Raw genomic sequence first — 13,560 nt, forward strand, 5'->3', positions numbered from 1 at the left:
CCGCGGATACTCTCGACGCATGAGAACGACTCCCCTCCACGTCCGACGGACGACGAGCCCCCTGGGCCGCATCGAGGTGGGCAGTGACGGCGACGCGATCGTCTCGCTGTCCATCGAGCAGGCCGGTCTGCTGCCGCACGAGCACCTCCCGGAATCGGACCTCCCGGTCCTCCTCCGGGCCGTCGAGCAGCTGGACGAGTACTTCGACGGGACCCGCCGCTCCTTCGATCTCCCGGTCGCCCTGCGCGGCACGCCCTTCCAGCTCGAGATCTGGGAGCGGCTCCAGGCTCTGGGCTTCGGGGAGATCACCTCCTACGGCGCGCTGGGCGCGGCCGCGGGTCGCCCCCGTGCGGGCCGGCCGATCGGCGGGGCGGTCGGTGCGAATCCCGTCCCGATCATCGTCGGCTGCCATCGCGTCCTCGCGAGCGACGGACGGATCACCGGCTTCAGCGCGGGCGAGGGCGTCGCCACGAAGGCCTGGCTGCTCGACCACGAGGGGATCCCCCACCGATGAGCACCGCCGACGGACTGGTCGAGGGAGAGGACGGCGTGGTCCGCTGCGCCTGGAGCGGCGCGGATCCGGAGTACCGCCGCTACCACGACGAGGAGTGGGGCACACCGCTACGCGGAGACCGCCCGTTGTTCGAGAAGATCTCCCTCGAGGCGTTTCAGTCCGGCCTGTCCTGGATCACGATCCTCCGGAAGCGGCCGCGGTTCCGCGAGGTCTTCGACGGTTTCGATCCGGCCCTGGTCGCCCGGTACGACGACGCCGATGTCGAGCGGCTGATGGAGGACAGCGGCATCATCCGGAACCGGGCGAAGATCATCGCCACCCGGGACAACGCCCGGGCCGTGCTTGCGCTCCTCGAGCAGGGAGGCGAGGGCGCGCTCGACCGGCTCGTGTGGTCCTTCCACGATTCGGACGGCGAGAGCCGGGTGGTCCGAGCCGCCGACGTCCCGGCGACGACGCCCGGGTCGACGGCGCTCGCGCGAGCACTGAAGTCCGCCGGGCTCCGCTTCGTCGGACCGACCACCGCGTACGCGCTGATGCAGTCGGCCGGAGTCGTCGACGACCACCTCACCGGCTGCTGGCGCCGCAGCTGACTCCTACGCCTCCGGCACGACGAGGTCGAGCTCTCCCGCGTCCCGGTTCTCGGCGAGCAGGAACCCGCGCTCAGCTGCCCACGCCGAGAGCTCGCCGAGCGACTCCGTCGCCACCCGGTCCTCCGCCAGTGCCCTGACGAAGCGGCCCTTGCCCTGCTTGTTGAAGTGGTTCAGCGACCGGAGGACACCGTCGGCCCCGCGCGAGCGGACGCGGACGAAGAACCGTCCCTCGCCCGCGGGAACCGGTCCGAGCGCCGCGTACGCCTCGCTCCGCAGATCCAGGACGAGCCCGTCGAGCGCGGTCAGCACCCGCCCGGCCTCCGCCGCCCACCAGCGTTTGAGCGGCATTCCCGGGACGCGGGAGTCGTGCGAGAGCCGGTACGCGGGGATCGCGTCCAGTGCGCGGATCGGCCCCCAGAGCGCGGACTGCACGATCGCCGTTCGGCCGAGCGCCTCCCGTGCACCGGAGTCGAGGCTGCTCGCGTCGAGAGCATCGAAGAGCACCCCGTCGAAGCGGTCGACCGCAGGGAGGCCGGCCGCCGTCGCGAGAGCCGCATTGCGATCGATCTCGCCGAGCTGGCGCGGACCGAGCTTCAGCGCCCGGGCCGAGAGCTCGCGGTCCTCGGCCAGAGCGATCAGCGCCTCCGCCAGCTCGCGCCGCTTCGCGTGGAGCTCGGCGAAGGCGAGCGACTCGAGTACGAACGGCTGGTCGCCGCCGTCGCGCTTCGTCTCGGACGGTGGCAGCAGGACGTGCACAGGACTCCTTCGGAGAAGAGGGGCGGGCGGCACGACGGAGGGGCCGGACGATCGCGATGATCGTCCGGCCCCTCCGTGCCGCGGTGAGCGGCGGTGTACTAGACCAGCGATGCCTGACGGGCGACCACGGTCACCACGTCGTTCTCGACGGACAGGAAGCCGTCGTCGGCCTGCGCGGTGAGGCGCGTGCCGTCCAGTGCCGTCACCCGCACCTCGCCGGTGGCGAGGATCGCGAGCATCGGCTCGTGGCCGGCGAGGATGCCGATCTCGCCCTCGACGGTGCGAGCGGTGAGCTGCTTCGCCTCACCGGACCACACCTCGGCGTTCGCGGACACGACGCTGACCTTCAGAGTCCCGGCCATGATCAGCCGTTCTCCTTCTGGATCTGGGTCCACTTCTCCTCGACGTCCGAGATCGAGCCGACGTTGAAGAACGCCTGCTCGGCCACGTGGTCGAACTCGCCCTTGGTGATCGCGTCGAACGACTCGATCGTGTCCTTCAGCGGGACGGTCGAGCCCTCGACGCCGGTGAACTTCTTCGCCATGTAGGTGTTCTGCGAGAGGAACTGCTGGATCCGGCGCGCACGCGACACCGTGATCTTGTCCTCCTCCGACAGCTCGTCGACACCGAGGATCGCGATGATCTCCTGCAGCTCCTTGTTCTTCTGCAGGATCTGCTTCACGTTCGTCGCCACGCGGTAGTGGTCGGCGCCCAGGTAGCGGGGGTCGAGGATGCGCGAGGTGGACGTGAGCGGGTCGACGGCCGGGTAGAGGCCCTTCGAGGCGATCTCGCGGGAGAGCTCGGTGGTCGCGTCGAGGTGGGCGAAGGTGGTCGCCGGCGCCGGGTCGGTGTAGTCGTCGGCGGGGACGTAGATCGCCTGCAGCGAGGTGATCGAGTGTCCGCGCGTCGAGGTGATGCGCTCCTGGAGCACACCCATCTCGTCGGCGAGGTTCGGCTGGTAGCCCACCGCGGAGGGCATGCGGCCCAGGAGGGTCGACACCTCCGAGCCGGCCTGCGTGAAGCGGAAGATGTTGTCGATGAAGAGCAGCACGTCCTGCTTCTGCACATCGCGGAAGTACTCCGCCATGGTCAGGGCCGACAGGGCGACGCGCAGACGCGTTCCCGGCGGCTCGTCCATCTGGCCGAAGACGAGCGCGGTCTTGTCGAAGACGCCCGCCTCCTCCATCTCGGCGATGAGGTCGTTGCCCTCACGGGTGCGCTCGCCGACGCCGGCGAACACGGACACTCCACCGTGGTCCTGCGCGACGCGCTGGATCATCTCCTGGATGAGGACGGTCTTGCCGACGCCCGCACCGCCGAACAGGCCGATCTTGCCGCCCTGCACGTACGGGGTCAGCAGGTCGATGACCTTGATGCCGGTCTCGAACAGCTCGGTCTTGGACTCGAGCTGGTCGAACTGCGGGGGCTTGCGGTGGATGGGCCAGCGCTCGGTGATCTCGAACGGCTCGCCGTTGATCTTCCCGTCGGCGTCGGCGTTGAGCACCTCGCCGATCACGTTGAAGACCTTGCCCTTGGTCACGTCGCCGACCGGGACCGAGATCGGCAGGCCGGTGTCGTGGACCTCCTGGCCGCGGACGAGTCCGTCGGTGGGGTTCAGGGAGATGGCGCGGACGAGGTCGTCGCCCAGGTGCTGCGCGACCTCGAAGGTCAGCTTGCTCGAGACGCCCTCGACCTCGACGTGCGTGTAGAGCGCGTTGTAGACCTCGGGGATCGCGTCGTGGGGGAACTCGATGTCAACGACGGGGCCGGTGACGCGGGCGATGCGGCCGATGGCCCCGCCCGACGTCCCGGTCGCCGCCTCAGGTGCGGTCAGTGTCATTGCTACTTCCTTCTGTGGTCTCACCGCTCCCGGAGGGCGGAGTCGAAACTGTGTGGAGCGGAGCCCTCTTACTTGGAGGAGGACAGGGCGTCGGCGCCGCCGACGATCTCGGCGATCTGCTGCGTGATCTCGGTCTGGCGGGCGTTGTTGGCGAGACGCGTGTAGGTCTTGATCAGCGTGTCCGCGTTGTCGCTCGCCGACTTCATGGCCTTCTGGCGCGCCGCGTGCTCCGAGGCCGCCGACTGCAGCATCGCGTTGAAGATGCGGCTCTCGACGTACACGGGCAGGAGGCGGTCGAGGACCGTCTCGGGGTCGGGCTCGAACTCGTAGAGCGGGTACAGCTCGCTGTTCTGCTCCTCGGCGCCCTCGACGACCTCGAGCGGCAGCAGCCGGACGACGGTCGGCTGCTGGGTGACCATGCTGACGAAGCGGTTGTAGACGAGGTGGATCTCGTCCACGCCGCCCTCCTCGTCATCGAGGTTGTACGACTCGACGACCGCGTCCGCGATCTCCTTCGCCGTCTCGAACACGGGCTGGTCGGTGCCGCCCGTCCAGACGCGGACGCTCGCCCGCTTCCGGAACGAGAAGTACGCGTTCGCCTTGCGGCCGACCAGGTAGAAGACGACCTCCTTGCCCTCGCTGCGCAGCAGCGCGGCCAGCTCCTCGGCCTCCTTGAGCACGCTCGAGGAGAATGCGCCGGCGAGGCCGCGGTCGGAGGTGAAGATCACGATCGCGGCCGTGTCCAGCTTCTCTCGCTCGGTCGTGAGCGGGTGCTCCACGTTCGAGTAGGTCGCGACAGCGGACACGGCGCGCGTGATCGCGTTTGAGTACGGCGCCGCGGCAGCGACGCGGTTCTGCGCCTTCTGGATGCGCGAGGCCGAGATCAGCTCCATGGCCCGAGTGATCTTCTTGGTCGTCTGGGCCGAGCGGATCTTCGACCGGTAGACCCGGAGTTGCGCTCCCATGTGTCTCCTGTTGTCCTAAAAGTGGCGAATCGTCGGGGTGCCGCTGGTCAGCGACGGCCCTTGACGATCTTCTCCTGGCCGACCTCGTCGGCCGCGATGGCCTGGTGCTCCTCGCGCCCGACCGAGGCGAGCGGCTTGCCCTCGCCGGTCTGGAACTCGAGCTTGAAGCCGTCGACGGCACGGTTGAGCTCGGCGACGGTGTCGTCGGAGAGCACGTTCGTGTCGCGGAGGGTGTTCAGCACCTGGGTGTTGCGGCCCAGGTAGTCCAGGAGCTCGCGCTCGAAGCGGAGCACATCGGGGACCGGGACCTCGTCGAGCTTGCCGTTCGTTCCGGCCCAGATCGAGACGACCTGCTCCTCGACGGGGTACGGCGAGTACTGCGGCTGCTTGAGCAGCTCGGTGAGGCGGGCACCGCGGGCGAGCTGACGGCGCGAGGCGGCGTCGAGGTCGGAGGCGAACATCGCGAAGGCCTCGAGCGAGCGGTACTGCGCCAGCTCGAGCTTCAGCGTGCCGGAGACCTTCTTGATCGACTTGACCTGCGCGTCGCCGCCGACCCGAGAGACCGAGATCCCCACGTCGACCGCGGGACGCTGGTTGGCGTTGAAGAGGTCGGACTGGAGGAAGATCTGGCCGTCGGTGATCGAGATCACGTTGGTCGGGATGTAGGCCGAGACGTCGTTCGCCTTGGTCTCGATGATCGGGAGACCGGTCATCGAGCCGGCGCCGAGCTCGTCGGACAGCTTCGCGCAGCGCTCCAGCAGACGGGAGTGCAGGTAGAAGACGTCACCCGGGTACGCCTCGCGTCCCGGCGGGCGGCGCAGGAGGAGCGACACGGCGCGGTAGGCCTCGGCCTGCTTCGACAGGTCGTCGAAGATGATCAGGACGTGCTTGCCGCCGTACATCCAGTGCTGGCCGATGGCCGAGCCGGTGTAGGGGGCGAGGTACTTGAAGCCGGCGGGGTCGGAGGCTGGGGACGCGACGATGGTCGTGTACTCCATCGCTCCGGCGTCCTCGAGCGCGCCCTTCACCGAGGCGATGGTCGAGCCCTTCTGGCCGATGGCGACGTAGATGCAGCGGACCTGCTTGTTCGTGTCGCCCGACTCCCAGTTGGCCTTCTGGTTGATGATCGTGTCGATCGCGATGGCCGTCTTGCCGGTCTGGCGGTCGCCGATGATGAGCTGGCGCTGGCCGCGGCCGACCGGGATCATCGCGTCGATGGCCTTGATGCCGGTCTGCAGCGGCTCGTGGACCGACTTGCGCGACATGACGCCGGGGGCCTGGAGCTCGAGGGCGCGGCGGCCCTCGGAGGCGATCTCGCCGAGCCCGTCGATCGGGTTGCCGAGCGGGTCGACGACGCGGCCGAGGTAGCCGTCGCCGACGGGGACCGAGAGGACCTCACCGGTGCGGGTGACCTCCATGCCCTCCTCGATGCCGGAGAACTCGCCGAGGACGACGACGCCGATCTCGTTCTCGTCGAGGTTCTGGGCCAGGCCCAGGACGCCGTTGGAGAAGCGGATCAGCTCGTTGGCCATGACGCCGGGGAGGCCCTCGACGTGGGCGATGCCGTCGGCGGCGTCGATGACGTAGCCGACCTCGGTGGTGGAGGCCTTGCCCGGCTCGTACGACGAGACGAAGTCCTTCAGCGCGTCGCGGATCTCATCCGGGCTGATGGTGATATCTGCCATGGGAATTCCTATTCGTTGGGTCCGTGCGAGCCGAAGAGGTCGTCGGGGCCTGACCTGGATGGTGCGGGGGTCGAGGGCGGTGCCCTCTGAGGATACGTGCGCCCGTCAGGACGCGAGCTGGAGCTTCAGGTCGGACAGCCGCGCGGAGACGGTGCCGTCGACGACCTCGTCGCCGACCTGCAGGCGCATCCCGCCCAGGAGGGAGGGGTCGACCAGCATGTTGACGGAGACGGGACGGTCGTACTGCCGCGACAGCGCCGACCGGAGCCGGTCGAGCTGGTGCGGCGCGAGCGGCGACGCGACGGAGACCGTGGCGATCGTGAAACCGCCCTGATCCGCGACCACGCCGGCGGCGAAGCGGACGAGCTCGGGGATGCGGCGACCGCGCGGGTGCGCGACGAGCTGCCGCAGGATCGCGAGCGTCTCGGCCGATGCCTTGCCCTCGAGGAGGCGCTGCACGAGCGACACCTTCGAGTCGGCTGCTGCCAGCTTGCTGCCGAGGGCCAGCTCCAGGCCGGCGTCGGACGAGACGACCGCTCCGAACATCTGGAGCTCGCGCTCGATCGACACGCCCCCGGGAGCGGAGGACGCGATCGCGCGGACCCCGACCTCCTCGATCCCGGCGACGAGATCGCTCGGGCTCGACCAGCGGTGCTCGGCGACGACGGTCAGCAGTCGCTTCGCGCTGACGTCGAACGGAGCGAACACGCGCGCCACGAGGGCGCGCTTGCTCGCCGCCTCGACGCTCGGATCCGAGAGGGCCGAGCGCAGCTGAGCCTGCGAGTCGATGACACGAGCCGCTTCGAAGAGCTGCTGAGCCGCCTCGAGCGGCACATGGCCGCCGAAGGCGCTCAGCTCGGCCTTCGCGGCGGCGAGTGCCTGCCTGGACGCGCTACCCATCAGTTGTTCGCCTTCTCCGAGGCCTCGAGGTCGGCGAGGAAGCGGTCCACGATCGCGGACGCCTTCGCGTCGTCGTTGAGGCTCTCGCCGATCACGCCGGAGGCGAGATCGATGGCGAGGGTTCCGACTTCGGAGCGGAGCGAGACCACAGCGGCCTGACGGTCCGCCTCGATCTGCGCGTGCGCGTTGTGGAGGATGCGCTCGGCCTCGACCTGCGCCTGCTCCTTCTTCGCGGCCACGATCGCGTTGCCGTCGGCGTTCGCCTTCTCGCGGATCACTCCGGCCTCGGCGCGCGCCTCGGCCAGCTGGGCGGTGTACTTCTCGAGGGCCGCCTCGGCCTGTCGCTGGGCCTCGTCGGCCTTCGCGATGTTCCCCTCGATCGCGGCGGAGCGCGCATCGAGCATCTTCTGCAGGCGCGGCAGGACCAGCCTCCAGAAGAAGAACAGCAGGATGAGGAAGATCACCCCCGACCAGAAGAAGTCGTAGAACTCCGGGATCAGAATGACCGCGGGGACGTCACCTTCTTCCGCAGCGATGTTCACAGCGGTGCTGAACACGACTACGCCGCGAAGATGAAGTAGGTGGCGAGACCGATGAGCGCGAGCACCTCGGTGAACGCGATGCCGAGGAACATCGTGGTCTGGAGGCGGCCGGCCATCTCGGGCTGGCGCGCCATGGCCTCGACGGTCTTGCCCGCGACGATGCCGACACCGATGCCGGGGCCGATCGCTGCGAGGCCGTAACCGACCGTCGCGATGTTGCCGGTGAGTTCGGCGAGAACGGTGACTGAGTCCACGAGTGGGTCCTTTCAGTGGGGTGATCGTGAGAACGGGCGGGAGCCCGTGAGTAGTGGGGTCAGTGCTCCTCGGCGACGGCCAACTGGATGTAGACCGCAGCGAGGAGGGTGAAGATGTAGGCCTGCAGCACGGCGACGAGGAGCTCGAAGAGCGTGAACGCACCGCCGAAGGCGAAGGTCACGACGCCGAAGAGCTTGAAGCCCGGGTCGATCTGGGAGCTGAAGAGGAAGAACTGCGTGGCCGAGAAGCACAGCACCAGCAGGAGGTGGCCGACGATCATGTTCATCACGAGCCGCAGCGCGAGCGAGAGCGGACGGATGATGAACGTCTGCAGCAGCTCGATCGGCGTGAGGATGAAGTAGATCAGGAACGGCGCTCCGGGCGGGAACAGGGCGTTCTTGAAGAAGCCCATCCCCCGGTCCTTGATGCCCGCGTAGATGAACGTCACGTAGGCGACCAGGCCGAGGAAGAGCGGCATGCCGACCACGGAGGTTCCCGCGATGTTCAGGAACGGGACGATGCCGGTCAGGTTCATCGAGATGATCGCGAAGAAGATCGTGACGAGGATCGGGAGGAACCGGCGCGCGTCCTTCTCGCCGAGGATGTCCTTGGCGATGGTGACGCGGACGAAGTCGAACGCGAGCTCGACGACGTTCTGGAAGCGGCCGGGGACGAGGCGCAGCTTGCGCGTCCCGAGCCAGAAGAACAGCATCAGTGCGATGACCGCGATGAAGCGGACCAGCATGACGCGGTTGATCTCGAAAGGGGTTCCCTCGAAGAGGAAACCGGGCGGGAAGAACTCGGAGATCGACGGGGTGTGGAAGTCACTCTCACCGGTCGAGGACGAGACCAACAGGGTCACAGCGTTAGCAAACAGCGCTAGCTCCTGGAATTCGGGGCGTGGCACGTTGCAGCCGACCGAATCGAATCATTCGGACGCAACGCTCTCGCGACGACGAAAGGTGGGGTTTTCCGCTCGGACGGCGCTCGTGCTCGACGACCGCCATCAACGATGAGACGATCTGAGGACACGTTCGCCTGCGGGATTCGTCCCTACTGTAGCAACAGAACGGCCTGAGAGCCGAATCGTGGTCCTCTCAGGAACCGTTCGGCTCGTCCTCATCGAGCGATGTCGCTGACGTTCGGCATGCGCGAGCGCGAGACGACGAGGACGTCGATCACCAGGGACCCCAGGACGGCGACGATGATCGTGACGAACATCGCCGTGCTGTTCAGCCACGGCTGATCGCGCAGCACCAGGGCGGCGATCACGAACAGCACGAACTTGGCGAGCCACGTGCCGAGGACGACGGCGAAGAACCCGCCGATGTCGAGGCGGTTGGCGACGAGAATGCTCGCGGCGGTGAGGAGCACCATCACGCCGCCGACGATCGCGCCGAGGAGGGCGCCGATCGCGCCCTCTCCCCCGGCGGCGATCCCGCCGACGACGGTGCCCAGCACGGCGAGGGCGAGCACGAAGAGGCCGCCCACGACCAGCGCGCGGCGCAGGACGGGGACGGAGGCGGGCTGCGGACGGGGGGTGGCCGGGGAGGCTCCGGTCATGATGCTTCCTTCCGCGCCGTGGTCGGCGCTGTCGTGTCCCGGTCGATCGGGAGTCCGGCCGGCGGACGGAGCAGCTCCGTCGAGGACGCGCGGTCGAGGGGGTCGAGGACGGGTGAGGCCTCCGCGGACTGCGCCGCCGCCTCGAGCCGCTTGCGGCGGCTGAGCGGGGCGAGCGTGACGACGGTGCAGACCAGCAGTCCGACTCCGAGGAAGACGAGCGGGACCCACAGCACGTCGACCACGAACATCAGCAGGCAGCTGACGGCGACGACGGCGGTCCACGCGTAGAAGATCAGCACGGCGTGCAGGTGGGAGTGACCCATGTCGAGCAGGCGGTGGTGCAGGTGCTTCCGGTCGGCGCTGAACGGCGACTTGCCCGCGCGCAGGCGGCGGATCACGGCGAGGCCGAAGTCCATCAGCGGCACCACGAGGATCGCGAACGGCAGGATGATCGGGATGAACGCGGGCAGGAGCTCCTTCGCCGCGAGCTGGGCCGGGTCGATCTGGCCGGTGACCGCGATCGCGGAGGTGGCCATCAGCATCCCGATCAGCAGCGCGCCGCTGTCGCCCATGAACATCCGCGCCGGACGCCAGTTGATGGGGAGGAAGCCGGCGCAGGCGCCGACCAGCAGGACCGCGATGAGCGAGGCCAGGTTGAAGTAGTCGGTGGGCGAGGTCTGCTGCACCAGCAGGTAGCTGTAGAGGAAGAAGACCCCGTTGGCGATCAGGGCGACGCCCGCCACGAGGCCGTCGAGGCCGTCGATGAAGTTCAGGGCGTTGGTGACCAGGACGATCGCGAGCACGGTGATGATCAGCGACATCCACGGCGAGCCGACGGTCAGGCCGCCGATCGGCAGGGAGACGATCTGCACGCCCTTCCAGGCGATCAGGCCCGCGGCGATCAGCTGGCCGGCCAGCTTCGTCGTCCAGTCCAGGTCCCAGATGTCGTCGGCCACGCCGATGAGGACGATGAGCAGGCTCGCGCCGAGGATCGCGAGGATCGGCTCGGGATTGGCGAACACCAGCCGGAAGTAGGGCAGCTGGGAGGCGATGCCGAAGCCGACGAGGATCCCGAGGAACATCGCGATTCCGCCCAGGCGGGGCGTCGGCCGCGTGTGCATGTCCCTGACGCGGATCTTCGGGTAGAGCCGGTACTTCAGGCTCAGCTTCCAGATGACCCACGACAGCGCTCCGGTCACGAGCGCCACCGCGAGCGAGACGAGGGCGAAGGTGATCACCGGTTACTCACCCGGAGCGGAGTCGGTGCGGGAGGCGCCGGTGCCGGGCGTGCCGGGAGCCGACCCGTTCGTGGTCGTGCTCGTGCTCGTGCTCGACGGGTCGGCGTCCAGCGGATCGGCGGGGTTTATGGGCGCGGGATCGGCGGGCGCGGAGTCGTCCTGGAGGCGCGCTCCGGAGGCCCAGTCGGGACGCGCGGACGGGGTCCGCTCGAAGGCGTAGGGGTCGCTGCCGGTCGCAGCCTCGTCCGGCTCCTGCGAGTCACCGGACAGCACCGCTCCGGCCCGACCGGCGTCGGGCTCCGGCGTCTCTTCACGGGGCGCGTCCGGATCCGGGAGCAGGTCGCCGACGACCTCGCGGATCCGCTCGGCCGACACGACTCCCTGACGCAGGATGCGCAGGGTGCCGCCCTCGAAGCTCAGCGCCGTGGCGTCGACGATCGTGGAGGACTCGCTGGCACCCACGGGGCGGTCGGTGTAGCGCGACCCGGCGGCACCGGCGTCGAGGTAGACGTCGACGGAGTCGCCGAGCTGGTCGAACGCCTCCTGCGCGGTCGTGGCCGAGGGCGCTCCGGTGCGGTTGGCGGAGGAGACCGCCAGAGGGCCGGTCTCGGCCAGGAGCTCGATCGTGACCGGGTTGTCGGGCATGCGCAGCGCTACGGTGCCGCGCGTCTCGCCCAGGTCCCAGACCAGGGAGGGCTGGGCGTGCAGGACAATGGTGAGCCCGCCGGGCCAGAACTCGCGCGCGAGGTCGCGCACCGCCTCCGGCACGTTCTCGGCGAGGGCGTCGAGGGCGGCCACGTCCCCGATAAGGACGGGCGGCGGCGACTGCCTCGTCCGACCCTTCGCGTCGAGCAGGCGCTGGACCGCGGCGGCGTCGAACGCGTTGGCCGCGACGCCGTAGACGGTGTCGGTAGGGATCACCACGAGCTCGCCGCGGCCGATGGCCGTCCGCGCGAGACGGGTGCCGGTCAGGAGGTCCGTGTCGACGGAGCAGTCGTAGATGCGTGCCATAACGGGTCGATGATACCGGCGCGGTCCGTGTCCGGACCGGCTGCGGCGCGGCGGTCGCGTCAGCGCCGCCCGGGGCCGGGGCTCGGCGGCCGTCGCAGCGGCGCCCGACCCGCACCGCCCGAGGCCGCCCGAGCGTGTTCGGGAGGGACTCGGTCCGGCGCGGCGGGCGCGTCCGCCGACAGGACGCCCACGAGCGCCACGGAGACGGCGAGGGTCGCGAGCGAGTGCTGATCGCCGAACCAGGTGGTGTTGTCGGCCATCCCGTGCAAGAACGTCCAGAGGATCGCGACGGCGAGCGCCCCGGCGGCGACGGCCTCGCTCCGGGCGACCCGGAGGAGCAGGCGCACGACCGCGATCGTTGCCAGGAGGAGGAACGCGAGGACGGGGAGCGCGATCAGGAGTCCGCCGTTGGTCCACGCGGTGACGAGGAGGTTGTGCGGCGGGCGGGGCTCGCTGTGCTGGGTGAACTGCGACGAGCGCGCCAGCCACAGCTCCTGCCATCCGCCGTACCCCAGCCCCAGCAGCCAGTCGTCGGGGAACGCGCTCGCCGCCAGCCGCAGGAAGTCGCCGCGAGCCCCGAGCGTGAGCAGGCCCGCCTCCGCCAGCTGCGGAAAGGAGACGGCGACGGCGTACACGGCCGTGATCCCGGAGGGGATGGTGATCATCCAGGCGACCGGACCGAGGCTGCGTCCCTTGAGCCCGCGGATCGCGGCGACCAGGAGCGGCAGGACGATCGCGAGGAGGATCGCGGTCTTGGACAGGGTGAAGAGGGCGCCGACCAGCCCGGCGACGGCGACGAGCAGGAGGAGCCTCCCCCGCTGCCGCCTCCAGACGGCGAAGGCCAGCGCTCCGGTCGTGGCCATGTACATCGAGGCGATGTTGCCGTTGAGGAAGAAGCCTCCCGACTTCTCCTGCAGGACGTTGTTGAAGGACGTCGTGAAGATGTCCCGCACGTAGATGTCCGAGAACAGCACCGCGTCCGGCCACCGGAGGTAGGCGGTCTCCTGAACGGGATCGAGCTGGAAGAGGATCGTCAGTGCCACCTGGAGGAGGAACACGGGCGCCGCCCAGCTGAGGGCGCGGCCGACGACGCGCCAGGCGGCGTCTCCGAGCCCGCGGACGGCCAGGTACGGAGTGAGGAAGGACACGATGGAGACCACGTCGCGCAGTGCCGCCGCGCGTGCTCCGGAGTAGGTGAGCGCGAAGAGGGTGCCGCCGATCACGAGGAGCACCAGGACCACGAACCGGTCGATCCGCCCGCCGCGCAGCCGCGCCACGGCGTACGGGAGGAAGAGCAGACTCCAGGCGACCGGAGCGGTGACGGGCCCGAGGGTGTAGAGCTGCACGACGCTCAGCGCGAGGAGCACCGCGAGGAAGACGAGGACGATCCGCTCGTGCCGCCGCTGCGCGGGACCCGCCGGCGCGCGCGACGGCCCCCCGCGGGTCCCCGGGCCGTCGGTGCGGCGGGTCGCGGCGGGGACGGAGGGACGGAGCGCGGGCGGGCGGCGGAGGAGGGCGTCGTCGGCATGGCGGCCCATGTCAGAGCCGTTCCGAGGAGGCGCCGGCGGCTGCCTCCGTGCGGCGGTGGGGCGGAGCGTCGCGCCGATCCCGGGAGGACGGGCCGACGTCTCCTGCCGGGAGGGTCGCCCGCGGACGCCGGTCCCGGGCGGGAGGCGGATCGAGCAGCACGAGAGAGGCGGG

The 13,560-nt window shown here is 69.6% G+C and carries 14 protein-coding genes and 1 pseudogene; 2 read left to right on the top strand and 13 right to left on the bottom strand.

Going from position 1 to position 13,560, the window contains the following annotated elements; genetic code table 11:
- Positions 1-19: 19 nt before the first annotated feature.
- Both GSU45_RS10195 and GSU45_RS10200 read left to right on the top strand, forming a co-directional pair.
- On the top strand, positions 20-514 hold the full coding sequence (locus GSU45_RS10195; RefSeq protein ID WP_159914715.1) for a methylated-DNA--[protein]-cysteine S-methyltransferase: 495 nt from the start codon (positions 20-22) through the stop codon (positions 512-514).
- Entirely contained in the window at positions 511-1,104 is a 594-nt protein-coding gene (locus GSU45_RS10200; RefSeq protein ID WP_159914717.1) for a DNA-3-methyladenine glycosylase I, read from the top strand. Before GSU45_RS10195 ends, GSU45_RS10200 begins: the two co-directional genes overlap by 4 nt.
- Before the next feature lie 3 nt (positions 1,105-1,107).
- Here GSU45_RS10200 and yaaA read toward each other — a convergent pair whose 3' ends face one another.
- The 13 genes and pseudogenes from yaaA to GSU45_RS10265 all read right to left on the bottom strand — a co-directional run bounded on the left by yaaA (position 1,108) and on the right by GSU45_RS10265 (position 13,397).
- Positions 1,108-1,860 carry a peroxide stress protein YaaA gene (gene yaaA, locus GSU45_RS10205; RefSeq protein ID WP_159914719.1) on the bottom strand — a complete coding sequence of 251 codons (753 nt, stop codon included), beginning with the start codon at positions 1,858-1,860 and terminating at the stop codon, positions 1,108-1,110.
- 98 nt (positions 1,861-1,958) lie between these two features.
- Positions 1,959-2,222: a F0F1 ATP synthase subunit epsilon gene (locus tag GSU45_RS10210; RefSeq protein WP_104223026.1), complete on the bottom strand. Its 264-nt coding sequence runs from the start codon at positions 2,220-2,222 to the stop codon at positions 1,959-1,961.
- A 2-nt stretch (positions 2,223-2,224) separates the two neighbouring features.
- Complete coding sequence (atpD, locus tag GSU45_RS10215) at positions 2,225-3,700, bottom strand: F0F1 ATP synthase subunit beta (protein WP_159914721.1); 1,476 nt, start codon at positions 3,698-3,700, stop codon at positions 2,225-2,227.
- Positions 3,701-3,768: 68 nt separating this feature from the next.
- Positions 3,769-4,665, bottom strand: a complete 897-nt coding sequence (locus tag GSU45_RS10220; protein WP_104223024.1) for a F0F1 ATP synthase subunit gamma — start codon at positions 4,663-4,665, stop codon at positions 3,769-3,771.
- A 47-nt stretch (positions 4,666-4,712) separates the two neighbouring features.
- Positions 4,713-6,350 carry a F0F1 ATP synthase subunit alpha gene (gene atpA / locus GSU45_RS10225; RefSeq protein ID WP_104223023.1) on the bottom strand — a complete coding sequence of 546 codons (1,638 nt, stop codon included), beginning with the start codon at positions 6,348-6,350 and terminating at the stop codon, positions 4,713-4,715.
- A 105-nt stretch (positions 6,351-6,455) separates the two neighbouring features.
- On the bottom strand, positions 6,456-7,250 hold the full coding sequence (locus GSU45_RS10230; RefSeq protein ID WP_159914723.1) for a F0F1 ATP synthase subunit delta: 795 nt from the start codon (positions 7,248-7,250) through the stop codon (positions 6,456-6,458).
- Positions 7,250-7,807 (bottom strand): F0F1 ATP synthase subunit B, encoded by a 558-nt coding sequence (locus tag GSU45_RS10235; protein ID WP_244229449.1) that lies wholly within the window; start codon positions 7,805-7,807, stop codon positions 7,250-7,252. The genes GSU45_RS10230 and GSU45_RS10235 overlap by 1 nt, the downstream gene beginning before the upstream one ends.
- A 2-nt stretch (positions 7,808-7,809) precedes the next feature.
- Positions 7,810-8,046, bottom strand: a complete 237-nt coding sequence (locus tag GSU45_RS10240) for an ATP synthase F0 subunit C (protein ID WP_055794702.1) — start codon at positions 8,044-8,046, stop codon at positions 7,810-7,812.
- Positions 8,047-8,105: 59 nt separating this feature from the next.
- Positions 8,106-8,909, bottom strand: a complete 804-nt coding sequence (gene atpB, locus GSU45_RS10245) for a F0F1 ATP synthase subunit A (protein ID WP_068254016.1) — start codon at positions 8,907-8,909, stop codon at positions 8,106-8,108.
- A gap of 257 nt (positions 8,910-9,166) precedes the next feature.
- A complete protein-coding gene (locus GSU45_RS10250) occupies positions 9,167-9,610 on the bottom strand; it encodes a hypothetical protein (RefSeq protein ID WP_104223021.1) in 444 nt (147 codons plus the stop codon).
- The gene (locus tag GSU45_RS10255) at positions 9,607-10,848 is read right to left on the bottom strand and encodes an MraY family glycosyltransferase (RefSeq protein WP_181065442.1); all 1,242 of its coding nucleotides are present in this window, start codon (positions 10,846-10,848) and stop codon (positions 9,607-9,609) included. The genes GSU45_RS10250 and GSU45_RS10255 overlap by 4 nt, the downstream gene beginning before the upstream one ends.
- 330 nt (positions 10,849-11,178) lie before the next feature.
- A pseudogene (locus tag GSU45_RS10260) lies at positions 11,179-11,859 on the bottom strand (L-threonylcarbamoyladenylate synthase); the annotation flags it as partial.
- Positions 11,860-11,918: 59 nt separating this feature from the next.
- Positions 11,919-13,397: a hypothetical protein gene (locus tag GSU45_RS10265; RefSeq protein ID WP_159914727.1), complete on the bottom strand. Its 1,479-nt coding sequence runs from the start codon at positions 13,395-13,397 to the stop codon at positions 11,919-11,921.
- Positions 13,398-13,560 lie beyond the last annotated feature (163 nt).

It is taken from the genome of Rathayibacter sp. VKM Ac-2801, from assembly GCF_009834245.1.
In the GTDB taxonomy this organism is placed as follows: Bacteria; Actinomycetota; Actinomycetes; order Actinomycetales; family Microbacteriaceae; genus Rathayibacter.